At 64.7% G+C, this 20,050-nt stretch carries 17 protein-coding genes; 13 read left to right on the top strand and 4 right to left on the bottom strand.

Annotated features, from left to right (window positions below):
• Position 1: 1 nt before the first annotated feature.
• From JQ572_RS16620 to ugpB, 4 genes are all read right to left on the bottom strand, one after another.
• A complete protein-coding gene (locus tag JQ572_RS16620; protein ID WP_211384105.1) occupies positions 2 to 1,015 on the bottom strand; it encodes an ABC transporter permease in 1,014 nt (337 codons plus the stop codon).
• Positions 1,016 to 1,215: 200 nt separating this feature from the next.
• Positions 1,216 to 2,838, bottom strand: coding sequence for an ABC transporter substrate-binding protein (locus tag JQ572_RS16615; protein ID WP_211384104.1), 1,623 nt, complete (start codon positions 2,836 to 2,838; stop codon positions 1,216 to 1,218).
• Positions 2,839 to 3,075: 237 nt separating this feature from the next.
• Entirely contained in the window at positions 3,076 to 4,035 is a 960-nt protein-coding gene (locus tag JQ572_RS16610; RefSeq protein ID WP_349643098.1) for an aminoglycoside phosphotransferase family protein, read from the bottom strand.
• 222 nt (positions 4,036 to 4,257) lie between these two features.
• Positions 4,258 to 5,622, bottom strand: a complete 1,365-nt coding sequence (gene ugpB / locus JQ572_RS16605; RefSeq protein WP_211384102.1) for a sn-glycerol-3-phosphate ABC transporter substrate-binding protein UgpB — start codon at positions 5,620 to 5,622, stop codon at positions 4,258 to 4,260.
• Positions 5,623 to 5,784: 162 nt separating this feature from the next.
• Between ugpB and JQ572_RS16600 the strand changes: the two genes are divergently transcribed.
• The 13 genes from JQ572_RS16600 to JQ572_RS16540 all read left to right on the top strand — a co-directional run bounded on the left by JQ572_RS16600 (position 5,785) and on the right by JQ572_RS16540 (position 19,814).
• Complete coding sequence (locus JQ572_RS16600; RefSeq protein ID WP_211384101.1) at positions 5,785 to 6,780, top strand: TRAP transporter substrate-binding protein; 996 nt, start codon at positions 5,785 to 5,787, stop codon at positions 6,778 to 6,780.
• Positions 6,781 to 6,834: 54 nt separating this feature from the next.
• Complete coding sequence (locus JQ572_RS16595) at positions 6,835 to 8,865, top strand: sensor histidine kinase (protein WP_211384218.1); 2,031 nt, start codon at positions 6,835 to 6,837, stop codon at positions 8,863 to 8,865.
• Positions 8,835 to 10,580 (top strand): ATP-binding response regulator, encoded by a 1,746-nt coding sequence (locus JQ572_RS16590; RefSeq protein WP_211384100.1) that lies wholly within the window; start codon positions 8,835 to 8,837, stop codon positions 10,578 to 10,580. Before JQ572_RS16595 ends, JQ572_RS16590 begins: the two co-directional genes overlap by 31 nt.
• Positions 10,581 to 10,590: 10 nt before the next feature.
• The gene (locus JQ572_RS16585; protein WP_211384099.1) at positions 10,591 to 11,328 is read left to right on the top strand and encodes a response regulator; all 738 of its coding nucleotides are present in this window, start codon (positions 10,591 to 10,593) and stop codon (positions 11,326 to 11,328) included.
• 302 nt (positions 11,329 to 11,630) lie between these two features.
• A complete protein-coding gene (locus JQ572_RS16580) occupies positions 11,631 to 12,242 on the top strand; it encodes a sigma-70 family RNA polymerase sigma factor (RefSeq protein ID WP_211384098.1) in 612 nt (203 codons plus the stop codon).
• A gap of 506 nt (positions 12,243 to 12,748) precedes the next feature.
• Positions 12,749 to 13,447, top strand: coding sequence for a cytochrome c biogenesis CcdA family protein (locus tag JQ572_RS16575; RefSeq protein ID WP_211384097.1), 699 nt, complete (start codon positions 12,749 to 12,751; stop codon positions 13,445 to 13,447).
• A 31-nt stretch (positions 13,448 to 13,478) separates the two neighbouring features.
• The gene (locus JQ572_RS16570; protein ID WP_211384096.1) at positions 13,479 to 14,042 is read left to right on the top strand and encodes a thioredoxin family protein; all 564 of its coding nucleotides are present in this window, start codon (positions 13,479 to 13,481) and stop codon (positions 14,040 to 14,042) included.
• Positions 14,043 to 14,183: 141 nt separating this feature from the next.
• Positions 14,184 to 15,593, top strand: a complete 1,410-nt coding sequence (locus JQ572_RS16565) for a cytochrome ubiquinol oxidase subunit I (RefSeq protein ID WP_211384095.1) — start codon at positions 14,184 to 14,186, stop codon at positions 15,591 to 15,593.
• Positions 15,590 to 16,600: a cytochrome d ubiquinol oxidase subunit II gene (gene cydB, locus JQ572_RS16560; protein ID WP_211384094.1), complete on the top strand. Its 1,011-nt coding sequence runs from the start codon at positions 15,590 to 15,592 to the stop codon at positions 16,598 to 16,600. The genes JQ572_RS16565 and cydB overlap by 4 nt, the downstream gene beginning before the upstream one ends.
• The gene (locus JQ572_RS16555; RefSeq protein ID WP_211384093.1) at positions 16,600 to 16,728 is read left to right on the top strand and encodes a DUF2474 domain-containing protein; all 129 of its coding nucleotides are present in this window, start codon (positions 16,600 to 16,602) and stop codon (positions 16,726 to 16,728) included. The genes cydB and JQ572_RS16555 overlap by 1 nt, the downstream gene beginning before the upstream one ends.
• 106 nt (positions 16,729 to 16,834) lie before the next feature.
• Entirely contained in the window at positions 16,835 to 17,809 is a 975-nt protein-coding gene (locus JQ572_RS16550; protein ID WP_211384092.1) for a hypothetical protein, read from the top strand.
• Between the two features lie 241 nt (positions 17,810 to 18,050).
• Positions 18,051 to 18,644 (top strand): L,D-transpeptidase, encoded by a 594-nt coding sequence (locus JQ572_RS16545; RefSeq protein ID WP_211384091.1) that lies wholly within the window; start codon positions 18,051 to 18,053, stop codon positions 18,642 to 18,644.
• 132 nt (positions 18,645 to 18,776) lie between these two features.
• Positions 18,777 to 19,814, top strand: coding sequence for an amino acid ABC transporter substrate-binding protein (locus JQ572_RS16540; protein ID WP_211384217.1), 1,038 nt, complete (start codon positions 18,777 to 18,779; stop codon positions 19,812 to 19,814).
• The last annotated feature ends 236 nt before the right edge of the window (positions 19,815 to 20,050 follow it).

Genomic DNA, 20,050 nt, shown 5'->3' with positions numbered 1-20,050 from the left:
TTCAGCCCTCCAACCTGACGCGCGGATCGATCACGCCGTAGAGAATGTCGATCACGAGATTGAGCAGCACGTACATCACCGCCATGGTCAGCACGAAGCCCTGCACCGGTGCGAAGTCCGACGAGATCAGCGCTTCCACGGCGTAGGAGCCGATGCCGGGCCAGGCGAACACTTTCTCCACCAGCACGTTGGCGCCCAGCAGGAACGAGAACACCATGCTGAGCGTGGTGATGACGGGCAGCATCGCGTTGCGGAAGGCGTAGGTGACGATGACGGTTGCCGGCGACAGGCCGCTGGCGCGCGCGGTGCGGACGAACTCCGACGACAGCACCGCCAGCATCGAGGCGCGGGTCATGCGCGCGATCGGCGCCAGCGAGAAGATCGCAAGCGTCGTCGCCGGCAGGATCAGCTGGCTCAGCGCCGAACGGAACGCCTCGAAGTCGCGCGCGATCAGGGTGTCGATCAGGTAGAAGCCGGTTACCGTCGGCGGTGCGCTGTAGAACACATCGAGACGCCCGAGCGGTGCGGGCGACCAGCCGAGCCGGAAATAGAAAACGTAAACGAGAACGAGGCCGGTGAAGAACACCGGCAGCGAGACGCCGGCCGTCGTCGTGACCCGGCAGAGATGATCGACCCATGATCCCGGCCGCGTCGCCGCCAGCACACCGAGTGGAATCGCGATCACGATCGAGACGACGAGACCGAGCAGCGTCAGCTCGGCGGAGGCCGGCAGGCGGTTGCGGATCTCGGCTGCGACCGGCTGGCCCGTGGTGAGCGAGTTGCCGAAATCGCCATGGGCGAGATCGTTGGTGTAGCGGAAGAACTGCTCGATCAGCGGCCTGTCGAGGCCGAGCTTCTTGCGGATCTGCTCGACGGCTTCCTTGGTCGCGGCGGGGCCGGCGAAATAAGCGGCGGGATCACCCGGCAGAGCGCGCGTCAGCAGGAAGGTGACGATGACGACGCCGATCAGCGAGGGGATCGCGAACATCAGGCGCTTGCCGATCATGGTCAGCATAAGAGCGCTCTCCTTCTGCCTTGCAATTGGGAGCAACCTCGCACGGCTTGCGCCGCTGCGTTCCCTCCCCCCTTGCGGGGGAGGTCTAGGGAGAGGGGTGGCCCCAAGCGAGGTCTGAGTTCGTGGCTACCCCTCTCTCCAACCCTCCCCCGCAAGGGGGGAGGGAGCCTGAAGAGCGAGCTCACCTCACCCATGACACGTCACCCCTTTGCCATCGCGCGATAATCCAAGCGGCGGTGGAACCAGTATTGGTAGCCGCTGATGTTCTTCTGCATCGCGACGTTGACGAAGGGCTGGTACAGCGGGATGCGCGGGATGTCGGTAAAGGCGAGATCGACAAAGCCCTTCACGTCGGCATCGTAGGTCGCCTTGTCGGCGATGGCGGCGGCGGTGCGCGCGCCGTCGATCAGCTTGTCCATCTCCGCCGACTTGTAGCTCATGGTGTTGAATACGGAATTGTTGCCGTGATAGCACCAGTAGAAGAAGTACTCGGGGTAATCGAGCCAGCCCGAGAACACGTTGGTGAAGAGCGGCATTTCCTTCTTGTTCAGCTCGGTGCGCCAGTTGGCGCCGGGCACCTTGTTGATGGTGGTCTTGATGCCGATCTGCGCGAGCGATTCCTGCACCAGCACGCAGAGCGGCTCGTTGACGCCGGCGAAATTCAGGTCGAACGAGATCGTGGTCTCGAAGCCGTTGGCGTGGCCGGCCTCGGCCATCAGTGCCTTCGCCTTCTCCATGTCGGTGTTGTACTTGTGCGGTTGCGGCCAGGCCACTTCGGTCGGCTTGTCCTTGGGTGCGCCGAACATCGGGTTCGCCAGACCGAACATCACCGCGTCCATGATCTTCTGATAGGGAAGCGCATAGGTGACCGCCTGACGGACCTTGGGATTGTCGAACGGCGGCTTGGTGACGTTCATGCCGATATACTGGATGCCGTTGGAGAACGGCAGCGACACGACGTTGAGCTTGCCGTTCGCCTTCATCTCCTGGAAATCCTTGTTCGGCAGCTCGTAGGAGATGTCGGCGTCGCCGCGCTCCAGGAGCGCGCGGCGGTTTCCGGCCTGCGGCACCATGCGCCAGATCACGCGCTTGATCTTCGGCAGGGGCCCCCCGACCCAATCCTCGTTGCGCTCCATCACCACTTCGGTGCCGGCAGTCCACTTCGTCACCTTGTAGGCGCCGGAACCCGCGGTCTGCTGCTTGGTGTATTCGAGGCCCCAGGGGTCCTTCTCGCTGGCGTTCTTCTTCACCAGCTCGGAATTGATGATGCAGGGCACGATGACGGCGAGATCGGGAATCGTCAGCCTGTCCTTCTTCAGGAAATCCACGCGCACGGTGTGGTCGTCGATCACGACGAACTGCTCCGGCTTGGTCAGCGAGCCCGCGCTCATCTGGAAGGTCGGGAAGCCGCCGACGCTGACGGCGCGATCGAGCGACCACTTCACGTCCTTGGCGGTGACGGGCGCGCCGTCATGGAATTTGGCGTTCTTCTTCAGCTTGAAGGTGACCGACATGTCGTCGATCTTCATGTCCTCGGCGAGCTCGCCCTTGAACTTGTCGCGGTCGTAATAGGGCACGCCGCCGGGACCGCTCTTCATCTCGTGGCTGATCAGCCGGTCATAGCAATTCCAGGACACTTCATAGCCGGGCACGTTGGTGCCGACGCCGTGGATGTCGAGATTGTTGGGCCCGCCCTCCGAGACGATCAGCAGCGTCTCCGAACGCGCGTCCGCCTGGGCGGACGAAATCACCGACGGCATGGCCGGAAGCGCCGCGCCTGCGGCCAATCCGGTGGCGGACTTGAGGAAATCGCGGCGTTTCATGAAACGGCTCCAACTCAAAAAGTTTCTGGTTGGAACTGGATTCGCAAAGTTCGTGCCAAAACTTAGCGGGACGCTAATCCGGCCATTAACACGCTGATATATAAAGAATTATCGGCCTTTTGCCACGCAGGTCATATTTTAAGCAGCCCCTTCAATTGCATACAAAGAGACGATTTTGCTCTTAAATTAGGCGACAAAATGGGGCGCTTTCGAATTAAGCAAGAACCGGGACCTGCTTCACCCCCGCCAGATCAACTCCTGAAGCTCGATCAGATCACGCGCCTGCTCCTGCCAGCCCTCGATGCAGACGTGGCTGTTGAGGTCGCTGGCGCGGTGCAGCAGCATCAGGGCCATCAGCCGGCGCTTGAGTGCGAAATCCAGCTTCGCATAGCCAAAACCTTCAAGCAGGCTGCGGACCCTCCCCGGCCGGCCGGCCGCCATGAAGGCGCTGGGGCCGAGCAGATCGTAGTCGCGCCATCCCGCCAAAACGTCGCCGAAGTCGAACAGTCCGGCCAGCGACCATTGGCCGTCATCGCAGGCGAGCAGAAAGTTCTCCGGAATGTATTCGCCGATCAAAATCACCGGCGGCGCATCCATCGGGATCAGCGCGGCCGCGTCGCGCAGGAGATCGTCGAGGCCGGCAAGGAATTGGGGCGCAAGGCCGAGACGCGTGTGCCGCGCCTTGCATCCCTGCATCTGGGCGCGCATGAAGTCGTGCCAGCGTGGTTCGATGTGCGCGAGCGGGCCGAGCGGCGCGCACTGCACGGCCGCGATGGTCTCGCCGATCTGGCGCAGCAGGCGTTCCTTCTGCGCTTCGGCGAGTTGCGGCCAAACCTCCGAGCCGAGCGTGCCGGCAAGACGGGTGATGATCAGATAGGGCCAGCCGTCGCGTGTCCCACCCGCGACGATCTCGGGGATTGGCAGAGGAAGGCGGCCGGCAAGCTGCGTCAGCGATCCGCGCTCGGAGACGAATTGCGCGCGCAGCAGCGGCGGGAAAATCTTCAGGATCAGCCTTTCGCCGAGGCCGACGACGAGATTGGTGCCGGTCGAGAATACGTGCGGCGCACTGGTATTAAGACCGTGGCTACGCGCGATGTCGAGTGCGATGGGGAGCCATTGCTGCGGGTCCGAGCGAAAGGCGCGAAAGCTGGCTGCATCGTCGAGCTGAGGGAGCTCGTGCAAAGTGGCTTTGGTCACGGGCGCCCGCTCAGCCAGGCGGGTTTTGATTGATTCCATGCAAACCAGGCAGACGGTGCACCTCTCGCGCTTGCGGGGGAGGTCGGCGCGAAGCGCCGGGTCGGGGTTCTCTCCTCCTGGCGATTATCCCGTTGCGGAGACACCCTCTCCCCAACCCTTCCCCGCAAGCGGGGGAGGGAGCGCACCGCGTTCGCGGCGGCAGCGACATCTAATCGCGACATGCTACCGGTCCGGGCTGGCGCGCTCGAACTGGCGCAGCAGCTTGTTGCCGCGCTCGACCGCGGAATCGAGCGCTTCCTGCGCGCTCTTGTGGCCGGCAAAGGCCTGCTCCAGCTCGTCCTCGATGGCGCCGCGGATCAGCACGAAGGAGCCGAGCCGGATGCCCTTCGAATTCTCGGTCGGCGGATGCAGCGTGATCTCCTCGAACGAGATCGCGGAGCCCGGGGTACGCTCGTAAAAACCCTGCGCGCGCGTCAGCTCGAAGGCGGCGCGGGTGACCGGCAGATAGCCGGTGTTCTGGTGCCAGGCGGCCTGCACGCCGGGCTGCGACAGATAGGCGAAGAATCGCGCCACGCCCTTGTATTCCTCGCGCGGGCGGTCGCGCAGCACCCACAGCGTGGCGCCGCCGATGATCGAGTTCTGCGGCGCGCCCTTCACGTCGGGCCAGTACGGCATCATGCCGTAGCCGATCTCGAATTTCGAGTTCGCCTTGATGTCGGCGCGCGTCGCCGAGGAACCGATGAAGATGCCGCATTCGCCGTTCTGGAAGCGCGGCTCGGCCGACTGGCCGCGGCCGCTGTAGTCGAACAGTTTTGTCTTCTGCCATTCGGCGAGCTGGGCAACGTGTTTGACGACGACCGGATTGTTGATCGTCAGCTCGGCATCCAACCCGGCAAAGCCGTTCGTGCGGGTTGCGAGCGGCAGATTGTGAAATGCCGAAAAGTTCTCGACATGGATCCATGACGGCCAGGACGTGGTGAAGCCGCATACGGCGCCGCGGTCGCGCAGGCGCTTTGCAGCCGCACCGAGCTCCGGCCAGGTCTTCGGCGGCGTCTCCGGGTCGAGGCTCGCATCGCGGAACATGGTCTTGTTGTAGTAGAGGATCGGCGTCGACGAGTTGAACGGGAACGACAACAGATTGCCGGCCGCATCGGTGTAATAGCCGGATACGGCGGGAAGGTAATCGTTGAGCGAGAACGGCTCGCCCTGGTCGCGCATCAGGCTGAACACCGGATAGATCGCGCCCTTGGCCGCGGTCATGGTGGCGGTGGCAACCTCGTTGACCTGCACGATCGCGGGCTGGCTGCGCGAGCGGAAGGCGAAGATCGCCGCCGTCACCGTTTCGGTGTAGTTGCCCTTGTAGCTCGGCACGATGCGGTAGTCGGACTGCGAGGCATTGAAGTCGGAGGTGAGCTTGTCGAGCTGCTTGCCGAGTTCGCCCGACATGGCGTGCCACAGTGCGATGTCGGTGGCGGCGTTTGCCTGCGCGGAGAACGTAAAGGCCGCGGCGGCGGCAACGACCTGCAAAAAGCGCAATGCTGAAATCACGATGGCTGTTTCCGTGTCGCGCGGCAAAAGGCGACGCATCCTGCTTACGGCGCGGCATTTCCAGTTTCAACCGGGAATGCGCGCCGGCCGCGCCGCACAATTACGCCGTGGCGCCCGGCGGGATGGCCTTCCCTTAACCATCTGCTAGATTGCATTGAACCTTTTGCTCCCGCCATAGACTCCACCACTGAGGGGTTGAGTGTGCCAGTGTTGAACCGTGCCGAATTTTCGCGGACCGGGGTGGTTTTCGTCGCGCTTCTGATCGCCATCTGCGCGACGGGCGCCGTTGCGCGCGAATTCCGCGCTGCCGACACCCAGACCGAGGATTACCCCACCGTGCAGGCGCTGCGCTACATGGGCGCCCTGATCGCCGAGCGCACCGGAGGCCGGCACGAGATCAAGGTATTTCATTCCCGCCAGCTCGGCGAGGAGAAGGAGACCATCGAGCAGACCCGGGCCGGCGCGATCGACCTCAACCGGACCAATGTCGCGCTGATCGGCAACTTCGTTCCGGCGATGAACGTGCTTGCGATGCCGTTCCTGTTCCGGTCCATCGAGCACATGCAGAAGGTGCTGGACGGGCCGATCGGCAGCGAGATCCTGAACAGCTTCGAGCCCTACGGCTTCGTCGGGCTCGCCTTCTACGATTCCGGCGCGCGGTCGATCTACAACGGCGTCCGCCCGGTCAGGAGCATCGCGGACCTCAAGGGATTGCGGATCCGGGTGCAGCAGTCGGAGTTGATGAGCCAGATGATCCGCTCGCTCGGCGCGGAGCCGGTCGAGATGCCCTATGGGCAGGTGCTCGCCGGGCTTGCCAACCACCTGATCGACGGCGCCGAAAACAACTGGCCATCCTTCGTGACGACAGACCATTACAAACATGCCGGCTACCTCGCGCTCACCGAGCACACGATGAGCCCCGAAGTGCTGGTGATCTCGCTGAAGGCCTGGAAGAGCCTGTCGGCCGACGACCAGACCATCTTCAGGGAGGCCGCCCAGCGCTCCAGCCGCTTCATGCGCGAGAAATGGCGCGACCTCGAGGAGCAGTCGCAGCGCACGGCGCAGGAGGCGGGCGTCACCATCGTCAGGGACATCGACCGCAAGCCGTTCGAGGACGCGATGGTCGGGATCTATGTCGGGGCCGAGCGCGATCCCGCCGCCGCCGCTTTGATCGAACGCATCCGCAAGGTGGAGTGAGGCCTCTTGCCCGGGCTTGGACACAGCGAGCACGCAGACAGGCCGCCCAGCCCGATCGGGCGGCTGCGCGCGCGGCTCGTCGGCGTGCTCCGCGCGGTGCCGATCCGCTGGCGCATCCTGTCGATCGCGGCGCTGAATTCCGCCGTGGTGGTGGTGCTGGTCGCGCTGATCTGGAACGGCTCGCAGGTGCTGGGCTCGGCCTGGGACGACGTGCGCCAGGTGCGTGAATCCGACCGGATTCTGGCGCTGCTCGAAAGCGAGACCGGGCGGCTGCACAATCTGATCCACCGCTACATCAACCAGCCGAGCCCGGACCTGTTCGCCGAAATTCTGCTGCTGCGCGAGGCGGTGCTGGGCACGCTGACCAACCGCGCCGCCAAGGACCCGATGCTGTCGGGCTCGGTCGAGGAGCTGGAGCGCACCACCGACCGCTTCCTCAACGGCTTTGGCGAGCTGCGCAGCGTCCAGGCCACCATCGCCAAGACCTATGAGGAGCAGGTGCAGGGACCGGCCAAGGACATGGCCGGCCTCTACTCCATCATCGAAGGCGCCACCGGCCATCGCGACGCGCTGATCTGGCCGTCGCTCGGCAAGTCGCGCGAGGCCTTCACCGCGATGCTGGTCGCGGCCAATTCCTATTATCTGTCGCTGTCATCGGGCGCGGCAGACGACGCGCGCCGCAACACCGAGACGATCGAGAAGACCGTCCCCGTGATGATCGATCTCGCCGACAACGACCTGCAGAGGATGGCGCTGCAACGGCTCGGGACCCGCACCGCCGCGCTGCGCGAGGGCTTCGCAAAGCTCTCCGAGCAGCTCACGAGCCGCACCGAGCTGCTGCGCAACACGATCGACGCCAACCAGGCCGAGGCCATCGGCGCCATCGACGATCTCTCGACCAAGATGCGCCAGCGCGAGCAGAAGGCGCAGGCGACGTTCGACCGCGCGCTCGCCGATATTTCGCGGCGGGTGCTGTCGATCGCGGTGATCTTCCTCGGCATCATCCTCAGCGCCGGCGTGCTGATCGCGCTGTCGATCCGGCTGCCGCTGCAGCAGATCATGGCGGCGATGCGCGCGATCACGCTCGGCGACCTCGACCGCGAGGTACAGGGCATCACGGCGCGCGACGAGGTCGGCGCCATGGCGCGCGCGGTCGAAGTGTTCCGCGAGAACGCGATCGCCAAGCGCCAGACCGAGGACGAGTTGCGCGCGTCCAAGGAGAAGGCCGAGAGCGCGCTGCTCGAGCTCAACGCCGCGCAGCAGAATCTGATCGACGCCGAGCGGCTCGCGGCGCTCGGCGGCCTCGTCGCCGGCGTCGCGCACGAGGTCAACAACCCGATCGGCATCAGCCTCACGGTGGCGTCCAGCCTTGCCCGGCGCACCGAGATGTTCGAGGCCCAGCTCAAGGGCGAAGGCGGCCTGCGCCGCTCGCAGCTGGAGGAATTCGTGCAGTCCTCGCGCGACGCCTCGCAGCAGCTGGTCGGCAACCTCCAGCGCGCCGGCGAACTGATCCAGTCGTTCAAGCAGGTCGCGGTCGACCGCTCGCATGCCGAGCGGCGGCAGTTTTCCTTGAGCGAAGCCACCGACCAGATCATCGCGAGCCTGCGCCCGGTGCTGAAGCGCTCGCCGACCACGCTCCAGGTCGACATGCCGGAGGGGCTGCTGCTCGACGGCTACCCCGGCTCCTACGGCCAGATCCTGACCAACCTCTTCCTCAACGCCGCCAACCACGCCTTTGCCGACGGCCGGGCCGGTACCATCACGATCTCGGCGCGGCCGCGGGGGGCCGACGACGTCGAGATCATCTTCAGCGATGACGGGGCCGGCATGACCCCCGACGTGCAGCGCCAGGCCTTTGACCCATTCTTTACCACCCGGCGCAATGAAGGTGGCACGGGACTTGGCCTGCATATCGTCTATAACCTCGTCACCCAGCAGCTCGGCGGCCGCATGATGCTGGAATCCAAGCTGGGACAAGGCACTACTTTTCGCATTATCATGCCGCGGGTCGCCAAGGGCGGCACGCAATGCACAGAGACCGACGGGACTTCTCAATGGCCGAACAGGACGATGTCCTCCACCTGATCGACGACACCGGTAGCGCGTCGGAGGATACGGACGCCCGGAAATGGAAGATCGCCGTCATCGACGACGATCAGGCCGTGCACGACGGCACCCGCTTCGCGCTGTCCGACTACAGCCTCAACGGCCAGGGCCTGGAGATCCTGTCGGCCCATTCCGCGGCGGAAGGTCGCAAGCTGATGGCCGCGCATAGCGACATCGCCGCCGTGCTGCTCGACGTCATCATGGAGACCGATGTCGCCGGCCTCGATCTCGTCGAGTTCATCCGCAACGAGCTCAAGAACGAGACAGTGCGCATCATCCTGCGCACCGGCCAGCCGGGCCAGGCGCCCGAGCGGCGCGTGATCGTGCAGTACGACATCAACGACTACAAGGCCAAGACCGAGCTCACCGCCGACAAGCTGTTCACGTCGCTGACCGCGGCACTGCGCTCCTACCAGCAGCTCGAGCGCATGTTGCAGACTCGGCGCGGGCTCGAGATCATCATCGACGCCGCCTCGACGCTGTACGACTTCAAGTCGATGCAGCGGCTCGCCGAGGGCGTGCTGACCCAGCTCGCCTCGCTGCTCAACGTCGATTGCGCCGGCATACTGGTCCTGCGCGACAATGGCGGCGTCGACCCCGAGCTCTCGGTGCTCGCCGGGAGCGGCTGCTACAGCCGCTTCATCGGCATGACCACGTCGAAGACGCTCGACCCGGAGCTGCGCCAGATGGTGGAGGACGCCTTCCAGCGCCGCAAGAACGAATTCGCCGACCATCGCAGCGTGATCTATCTGCGCACCGGAAGCGGCCGCGAGGTGGTGGTGCTGCTCCAGGCCGAGCGCGAGCTGTCCGAGACCGACCGCTCGCTGGTCGAGATCTTCTCCAGCCGGCTCTCGATCGCGTTCGACAACGTCATCCTCTACCAGCAGCTCCAGGCTGCCAACACGCAGCTCGAGGACCGCGTCGCCCAGCGCACCCGCGCCCTGATGCAGGCCAACCGCCGCCTCTCGGCGCAATGGCTGCGGCTGCAGCGTGCCAATGGCTTCAAGAACGAGATTCTGGGCACCGTCGCGCACGACCTGAAGAACCCGCTCGGCGTCATCCTCGGCCGCACCGAGATGTTGAAGGAGCTGATCTCGACCGGCGCGTCGGAAGGCGGAGTGGTCGCCCAGGTCGACCACATCCGCGACGCCACCAAGCGCCTGACCACGATGGTCGATCACCTGATCTCGGACGCGATGGCCGATGCCTTCGACATCACCATCCGCCGCGAGCCGGTCGACGTCGCAGCCCTGGTCAAGGAGGTCGCCGAGGCCAACCAGCCGCTCGCCGTCAACAAGCAGCAGGCGATCAGCGTCACCGCGCCGTCCAACATCGTCACCATGTGCGACACCGACCGCATCCGCGAGGCGATCGACAACCTCATCAGCAACGCCATCAAATACTCGCCGATCGGCGGCAAGATCGGCGTCGTCGTCAGCCATGAGGGCGGCGACACCGTCATCCGCGTCAGCGACGAGGGCGCCGGCCTGTCGCCGGAAGACCTCGGCCGCCTGTTCGGCCGGTTCCAGCGGCTGTCGGCAAAACCGACCGCGGGCGAGAGCTCGACGGGGCTTGGGTTGTCGATCGTCAAGCGTATTATCGACATGCATGGCGGCGAAGTGACCGCCGACAGCGAGGGCCCCGGCAAGGGCTCGACCTTCACCATCGCCCTTCCCGCGACCGAAATGCCGTGATGTTGAGACCATGACCCAAAGCCAGCACATCATGATCGTCGACGACGAGGCCCCGGCCCGGGAGATGGTCGGCGATTACCTCAAGATGCACGGCTTCACCGTGACGCTGTGCGACGGCGGCAAGAGCTTGCGCACCGCGATCCAGGGCGGCATGCCCGATCTGGTCGTGCTCGACCTCAACATGCCCGAGGAAGACGGGCTCTCGATCATCCGCGACCTCAAGAGCCGCATCAACGTGCCGGTGATCATGCTCACCGCGACGGCGAGCCCGATCGACCGCGTCGTCGGCCTCGAGCTCGGCGCCGACGATTACGTGGCAAAGCCGTGCGAGCTGCGCGAACTGATGGCGCGCATCCGCTCGGTGCTGCGCCGGAGCGCACCGGTGAAGGCGGCGGCGACGGAAACGGCGGCTGCGAAATCGGACAAGGATCAATTGGTACGGTTCGGGACAAAGTGGCTCGATCTCGAAGCCCAGGCCTTGCGCGACGACGAAGGCAACGAGCACCCGCTGACCGCATCCGAATTCGGGCTCTTGAAGGTGTTCGCGGCCAATCCGAAGCGCGTGCTGTCGCGCGAGCGCCTGCTGGAATTGGCCAACGCGCGCGACGCCGAAGCCTTCGACCGCGCCGTGGATCTGCGTATCATGCGCATCCGCCGCAAGATCGAGCCCGATCCCGCAAAACCCGCCGTGATCCGCACCATCCGCGGCGGCGGCTATCTGTTCTCGCCCGCAGGCGAGAAGGCGTAGCGGCGATAACAACAGCCTTCGCCGGGACGACATCGAGATTGAGGCAGCAACCGAACGCAACAGACGGAAATTCGTTCCCGGCGCCTCGGACGGCCTCCAAATCTCGACCCCCGTATTTTCCGCACATTGAAATTACACGCTTTTTTACCCCGAATGTTTCGTCGCGCCCTGTCCCACGAAACAATTTGGCGGCGCACGAAACCATTTTCCGCTTTTCGTGCAGACGTCCCGAAACGTTGGCTCATTAACACTTTGGTCCAAGGAAACGCCGCTCGGTTGCGGCGCTACGGGGAGCCAAGTCAATGCCGAACGTCATCGCCATCAACGCCCAAGCCAGCCAGAGCATCATTGCCGCTCAGGCGACCTCGGACGACATGCTTCTTGAAAGCATTGCCGACGGCAACCGGACGTCGATGCACATCCTTTATTGCCGTCACAATGTGCGCGTCTACCGCTTCATCCTGCGCATCGTGCGCGATGCCACCACGGCGGAAGACCTCGTCAGCCAGGTGTTTCTGGACGTGTGGCGGACCGCCGGTCAATTCCAGGGCCGCTCGCAGGTTTCGACCTGGCTGCTCTCGATCGCCCGCTTCAAGGCGCTGACCGCGATGCGCCAGCGCCGCTTCGAGGACATCGACCAGGAAGACGTGCGCCAGATCGCGGATGATTGCGACACGCCGGAGACCTCGCTCGACCGCAGCGACACCAGCGCCATCCTGCGCGCCTGTGTGCAAAAACTGTCACCCGCACATCGCGAGATCATCACCCTCGTCTACTATCACGAGAAGTCGGTGGAGGAGGTCGGCCAAATCATCGGCATCCCCCAGAGCACGGTGAAGACCCGGATGTTCTACGCCCGCAAGCAATTGGCCGAGTTGCTTAAGGTCGCCGGCGTCGACCGTTTCGCCGCCTAAGGCCAAGGATTTCAACGGGATAGGACCGCCCATTCGGCCCTGTCCCCGGACACGGAAGTGTTACCGCCGACGAAACAATTGAAACAAAGCACAACATCAGGCGGAAAAACTTCCCTCCTATAAAGCTCACACACGGTTTCGCTTAAACCTCCCAAGACCTCCAACGACCCGGACGGGATGCCCCCCTCCGGGTCGTTTTGTATCTGGGGCTTACCTGTCGGCTACTAGCTCCGGCGTCGGTGGCCCACTTGAGTGAGGCGGCCACCACTTTCTCATTCCCTCCCCCCTTGCGGGGGAGGGGCAGGGAGGGGGGTGCCACGAACTCCGACCTCGCTTGGGGCTACCCCCCTCCCCTGCCCTCCCCCGCAAGGGGGGAGGGAGCGCACCACCGTCGTCGCCGGCACAGTTGCCTCGCGACGCAGCCACACGTCACGAACGTGTGACGCCACGTAACGACCGGCACATCCGGCCCGAACTGCCCTCGTGACTCCCTCCACGAGTGCCCCATGCTCGAGCTGACCTTCGCCGTCCTTGCCGGCATCCTCACCATCGCCGCGCCCTGCACGTTGCCCATGCTGCCGATCCTGCTCGGTGCTTCGATCGGGCGCGCGGGGCATCTGCGGCCCGCGATGATCGCGCTCGGCTTCGTCGTCTCGTTCTCGGCGGCCGCGCTGCTGCTGGGTGCGATCACGCAGGCATTCGATTTCGATCCGAACGTGCTGCGCGAGGCCGCCTCGATCCTGCTGCTCGGCTTCGGCCTGTTGATGCTGTGGCCGGCGCCGTTCGAATGGCTGTCGATCCGCCTCAATGGCTGGCTCGATCTCGGCAATGCGAGCACGACGCAACGCGAGGGCGCGCTCGGCGGGCTGGTGCTCGGCACCACGCTCGGCCTGGTCTGGACGCCCTGCGCCGGCCCGGTGCTCGGCTCGATCCTGACGCTGGTTGCGACGTCGAAAAATCTTGCCTGGGCCGGCACGCTGCTGATCGCCTACGCCATCGGCGCGGCGATCCCGATGCTGGCGATCGCCTATGGCGGACAGGCCGCGACCACGCGGGTGCGCAGTCTTTCGCGCATCTCGCCGCGGCTCCAGCAGGGTTTTGGACTCGTCGTGATCGCCTTCGCGGTCGCCGCCTACTTCCAATACGACACGCTGATCGTGGCGTGGCTCACCGGCTTCTATCCCACCGGCCAGATCGGCCTGTGATCACCCTGCATCTCAACCGGAGGACGCTTCAATGACCCTGAAATTGCTCGCCGTGTCTGCCTCGCTGATCGGCTTCGCCCTGACCGGCGCCGCCATTCCGGGCATCTGCGACGAGGCCACGCCCGCGGCGCCGATCCAGGTCGCGGCCGCGAGCCTACAGACCGCGCCCGACTTCACCGGGATCAGCACCTGGTTCAACTCGAAGCCGCTCAACATTGCCGATCTCCGCGGCAAGGTCGTGCTGGTCGACTTCTGGACCTATGGCTGCGTCAACTGCGTCAACACACTGCCGCACGTCACCGACCTCTATGCAAAATACAAGGACAAGGGCCTCGTCGTGGTCGGCGTGCACACGCCGGAATTCCCGTTCGAGCGCTCGGCCTCCAACGTGCAGGCCGCGCTGAAGCGCCATGGCATCACTTATCCGGTGGCGCAGGACAATGATTCCAAGACCTGGAACGCCTACAGCAACCAGTATTGGCCGGCGCAATACATCATCGACCAGAACGGCAAGATCGTGTTCCAGCACGCCGGCGAAGGCCGCTACGACGAGATCGACCGCACCGTGGCAAAGCTGCTGAACGCCAGCAGCTGATTTCGTGGAGGTAGACAAAGAGTCCTATAGGATGCGAGCACGGCATGGGTCATCAATGCACTGGCCGGGCGCGATGGCTTAGCTGAGCCGCCAGATCGGCGCCCGCATCGCCACGACTTGTCGTGTTGGACGGGAGCGCCGATGTTATCGAACCTTGATCCGATCGTGCTCGCACGCGCGCAGTTTGCCTTCACGATGTCGTTTCACATCGTGTTTCCGGCGTTCTCGATCGGGCTTGCCAGCTACCTGGCGGTGCTCGAAGCGCTCTGGCTATGGACCGGCCGCGAGGTCTTCATCAACCTGTTCCACTACTGGCTGAAGATCTTCGCGATCGCTTTCGGCATGGGCGTGGTGTCCGGCATCGTGATGTCCTACCAGTTCGGCACCAACTGGTCGGTCTTCGCCGACAAGACCGGACCGGTGATCGGTCCCTTGATGGCCTACGAGGTGCTGACCGCGTTCTTCCTCGAGGCGGGCTTCCTCGGCGTCATGCTGTTCGGTCTCGAACGCGTCGGCCCGCGGCTGCACTTCGTCGCGACGCTGATGGTCGCGATCGGCACCCTGATCTCGGCGTTCTGGATCCTCTCGGCCAATTCGTGGATGCAGACCCCGGCCGGCTACGCCGTGAATGCCGACGGCCAGTTCGTGGTCGCCGACTGGTTCAAGGTGATCTTCAATCCGTCCTTTCCCTACCGTCTCGTGCACATGGTGCTCGCTGCCTATCTGACGACGTCGCTCGTGGTCGGCGCCGTCGGCGCCTATCACCTGCTGCGCGACCCGCATCTTGCCGGTCCGCGGGTGATGTTCTCGATGGCGATGTGGATGGCGGCGATCGTCGCGCCGATCCAGATCCTGGCGGGCGACCAGCACGGCCTCAACACGCTGGAGCATCAGCCGGCCAAGGTGATGGCGATGGAAGGGCATTACCAGAGCCATCCCGACGGCGCGCCGCTGGTCCTGTTCGGCCTGCCCGATCAGGCGGCCGGCAGGGTCGACTATCAGATCGCCATCCCGAAACTGTCGTCGCTGATTCTGAAGCACTCTCTCGACGCGCCGCTCGCGGGACTCGATACCGTACCGCGCGAAAACTGGCCGCCGGTGCCGATCACATTCTGGTCATTCCGCATCATGATCGCGCTCGGCTTCCTGATCTTCGCGCTGGGGCTGTTCAGCCTGTGGACGCGCTGGCGCGGCACCCTGTTTGTCTCCCGGCCGCTGCATATTTTCGCGCTGACGATGGGGCCGGCGGGGTTCATCGCGGTGCTCGCTGGCTGGATCACCACCGAGACCGGCCGGCAGCCCTTCACGGTCTACGGCCTGTTGCGAACCGCCGACGCCGTCTCGCCGCTGGCCGCGCCCGCGGTCGGCTCGTCGTTGCTGGCTTTCGTGGCCGTCTATTTCATCGTGTTCGCGGCGGGCGCCATCTACATTCTGCGTCTGATGGCGGCCTCGCCGCATCACGGCGAACAGGGGCCAGGCGGCGACATGCCGACGCGCGCCGCCGGAATCACGCCGGCTTCGGGCGTCGCGGGACAAGGGGCGCTGTCATGATCGCCGCCATTGACCTCGCTACAGTCTGGGCATTCATCATCGCCTTCGCGGTGTTCGTCTATGTCGTGATGGATGGATTCGATCTCGGCCTCGGAATGCTGTTCCCCCTATTTCCCGCCAAGGCCGACCGCGACGTCATGATGAACACGGTGGCGCCGGTCTGGGACGGCAACGAGACCTGGCTGGTGCTGGGCGGCGGCGGCCTGATGGCGGCCTTTCCGCTCGCCTATGCGGTGCTGATGCCGGCGCTCTACACACCCATGATCGCGATGCTGATCGGTCTGGTGTTCCGCGGCGTTGCCTTCGAATTCCGCTGGCGCACCACGGCCACACGAAACCGCTGGGACATTGCCTTTGCCGGCGGATCGCTGCTGGCGACGCTGGCGCAGGGCGTCGCGCTCGGCGCCATCCTGCAAGGCGTGCACGTCGAGGCGCGACACTATGCCGGCGGCTGGTGGGATTGGCTGACGCCGTTCAGCATATTGACGGGCGTCGCCCTGATCATCGGCTATTCCCTGCTGGGCGCCACCTGGCTCATCCTGAAGACCGAGGGCGCCCTGCGCGACAAGGCCTATCGGCTGAGCTGGTATCTGCTGTTCGGGATGCTCGCGGCGATTGCTCTGGTCAGCATCGCCACGCCGTTTCTCAGCATCCAGTACGCGCAGCGCTGGTTCGCCTGGCCAAGCGTCGTCCTGGCCGCGCCGGTTCCGATCGCGGTCGCCGGGGTCACCGCGCTTCTGATGCGCAGCCTCGCGCAAAAGCAGGACTCGCGACCGTTCCTGCTCTCGCTGATGTTGTTCGCCCTGTCCTATGCCGGGCTCGGTATCAGCATGTATCCCTACATCGTGCCGCAGAGCATCACGATCTGGCAGGCAGCCGCGCCGCAGAACAGTCAGATCTTCATGCTGGTCGGCGTGGCTGGACTGGTGCCGCTGATTCTCGGCTACACCGGCTGGGCCTATTGGGTGTTTCGCGGCAAGGTCCGGGCCGGGAGCGGTTATCACTGATGCCGCGCAGGGCAGAGCCAGGGCAGCTCGGGCGGCGGCTGATGTGGTTCGCCATCCTCTGGCTCGGCGGGGTGGGCGCCGTGACCGCGATTTCGTTCGGTCTCAGACTGTGGCTTGCGCCGAAATGATCGGCCCGGCCGCTGAACCCCAATAGCTGACGCGGCAGGCCCCGATGCGGCTTGACTCCACGGACCCGTCCGTGGAGTTTCGCGGCCTTGAAATCAGCCGCCCGCAATGGACGACGCGACCACCAGCAACGACATCCGCCTTCGTGAAGGCTCCTCGATCGCGCAGCGGCTAGTGATGGCCGGCTCCGCGGCCGCCGTCGCGCTGTGCTTCACGCCGGGCCTTTTCACCCACGACGCCATGGAGGTGACCATCTCCGTGGCGGCGCTCCTGCTGGGAGCGGCGTTCGTCACCGGCATCATGCTGGCGCCCGCGGTGGTGTGGATCATCACGCCGACCGAGATCCTGATCGGGCAACAACGTCCGTTCGGAAAGCTCCGCACGCGGATCGTCGCCAAGGACGACATCAGCGGATTGCAGGTCCCCGGCAGCAAGAGGGCGAAAGCCCGCTTCCAACTGGCCTTCACGCTGGCTTCGGGCGAGCGCCTGACCTCCCCGCCGATCTCCGACGTCACGCATGTGCGCGACACGGTGGCGCGGATCGCGGCGCAGTTCGACGTCCCCGACGTCGAGGCACCGCTCAATCCGCTCGATGCCAGCAATCCCGAGATGCGTCTCGGCGATCCGCTCGAGCCGTTTCCCGCAAGGGATATCAGGATCGTCGCGCTGATCGTCGTCGCATTGTGTGCCGTTCCCTACGCCTACAAGCTCTGGCGCGGCCTGCCGCCCGGCCCGGTCGACATCATGCTGCTGCCGGTTGGTGCGATCGCCGCTTTCGCCGTGCACAGATATGCCAATCTCGTGACCGGCGCCTTCTGGATCATTCGGCCGGAGGACATTCGCGTCGAGCGCCTGTGGGGCGACGGCAGCTTGCGCGCCGACCATATCGCGGGGCGCGAGGTGAAGACGATCACGGTCGAGCGCCGTGGCCGGTCCGAGGACGAGCATTGCATCGTGGTGATCCGATTGCAGTCCGGACAGCGGTTTCGCAGTCCGCGCATCGGCTCGCGGCTCGAGGCGCGCGCCGTGGGGACCGAAATCGTCCGGCGGCTCGGGATCGCGCCGGAGAACAACAAGATCTAGCTAGCATCCAGCGCGAATTGGCGAAGTTGATCTCACCGCGGCGGAGGGAGCGCACCGCCATCGTGGGCAGCAATCTGGGCTTTTCGCGCCATCCCCTGTTTGTGGCATTGCCCGATACCGTCAAAAAAGCAAAGCATTCTCGTGACATACCAGCCGGGCGCGCCATCAACTTGCCATGAACATGGCCCTGAGATTTGATGGTTCCGAATGATTTGCGCTGTGGCAGCGGGGAGAGCTTGAAATGACGGATTTTCGTCGCCTGACCGGGGCGTTTGTGGCTGCGATCGGCCTGATCCTGTCCGCACCCCAAGCCTTCGCCCAGCAGCCCGACCGCGGCGACGAGCCCGGCCTGGTCGCCGACGATTCCTACCAGCTCGATCCGGAATGGCAGAAGCAGGTCGTCTACTACCGCACGACCGAAGCGCCGGGCACCATCATCATTTCGACCTCCGAGCGTCACCTCTATCTGGTGCAGCCCGGCGGGCGCGCGATCCGCTACGGCATCGGCGTCGGCCGCGACGGCTTCCAGTGGCAGGGGCTGGTGAACATCACCAACAAGAAGGAATGGCCGGACTGGACGCCGCCGGCGGAAATGATCCAGCGCCAGCCCTATCTGCCGCGCTTCATGGCCGGCGGCCCCGGCAATCCGCTCGGCGCCCGCGCCATGTATCTCGGCACCACCGTCTACCGCATCCATGGCACCAACCGCCCCGATACGATCGGGACCAAGGTGTCCTCGGGCTGCTTCCGTCTCGTCAACAATGACGTCGCCGATCTTTACGATCGCGTCCCTGTTGGCACCAAGGTGGTCATCCGGCAGAAGCCCGAAATCTAAGTCTTGTAATTTGAGCATGATCTTTCCGGAAAGCCGCTTCGCACTTTGCGCTAGCGCGGCCCTCCGGGCCCGGATCATGCTCTCAGCCTTCCTTCGGACTCCTTTTCCCGATTATTTCGAGAGAGCAACATGATGCGCACATTTCGAGGCGGCCTGCTGATCGGGCTCGCGGTTGCCGTGCTGGTCGCGGTTCTGGCCATCATCTATGAGTTCTACGACACCCGCACCCTGAAGCGCACGGTTCGCCGCGGCGAGGTTCTGTGCGGCGTCAACAAGGGCCTGCCGGGCTTCTCGATCCCGGATGACAAGGGCAACTGGACCGGCTTCGACGTGGATTTCTGCCGCGCGGTGGCGTCTGCGATCTTCGACGATCCGGGCAAGGCGAAGTTCGTTCCGCTCGACGCCAGCGAGCGCTTCAAGGAATTGCAGAGCCGGAAAGTCGACATCCTCTCGCGCAACTCGACCTGGAGCATGGCGCGCGAGCTCGACTACGACCTCTATTTCCCCGCGGTCGCCTATTACGACGGCGCCGGCTTCATGCTTCCGCGCGCACGCAACAAGGAGACGTCGCTGGACCTGACCGGAAGCAAGGTCTGCGTCCAGTCCGGCACCACCACGCTGCTCAACGTCGCCGACTACTTCCGTGCCAACAACATGAAGTACGAAGAGATGAAGTTCGACAAGCTCGACGACGTCGTGAAGGCCTACGACACCGGCAAGTGCGACACGCTCTCCGCCGACGTCTCCCAGCTCTACGCGCTGCGGCTGAACCTGTCGAAGCCCGGCGACCACATGATCCTGCCGGACATGATCTCCAAGGAGCCGCTCGCCCCCGTGGTGCGCCAGCGTGACGACGACTGGATGATGATCGTGAAGTGGACGCTCTACGCGATGATCAACGCGGAAGAGCTGGGTGTCAGTTCCGAGAACATCGACGAGGCCTTGAAGTCGAAGAAGCCGGAAGTGATGCGCCTCGTCGGCACCGAGGGCAATTACGGCGAGCAACTCGGCCTCACCAAGGACTGGGTCGTCCGCATCATCCGCCACGTCGGCAATTACGGCGAGATGTACGAGCGCAATATCGGCGCGAAGTCCAAGCTGAAGATTCCGCGCGGCATGAACCAGCTGTGGAATGCCGGCGGCGTGCAGTACGCGCCGCCGATGCGGTAAGGGCGGTCTAACCGCCGTCATTGCGTTGACGGTGGTGCCAAAGCGTACGCTGCGTTCCCTCCCCCCTTGCGGGGGAGGGTTAGGGAGAGGGGTGCCACACGGCACACTCTATCCTTCGCGCTCTACGTGAGGCGTGCGGCTCTGTCGCGACGGACGCACCTTTTCCTGGGCTACCCCTCTCCCCCGCCCTCCCCGCAAGGGGGGAGGGAGCGCAGGGTGCCGTGTTGCCCCGCCCC

Source organism: Bradyrhizobium sp. SZCCT0153 (genome assembly GCF_018129995.1).
GTDB lineage: Bacteria > Pseudomonadota > Alphaproteobacteria > Rhizobiales > Xanthobacteraceae > Bradyrhizobium > Bradyrhizobium japonicum_G.
The sequence above is the reverse complement of the archived record's forward strand: the minus strand, read 5'-3'. Positions and strand labels throughout refer to the sequence as shown.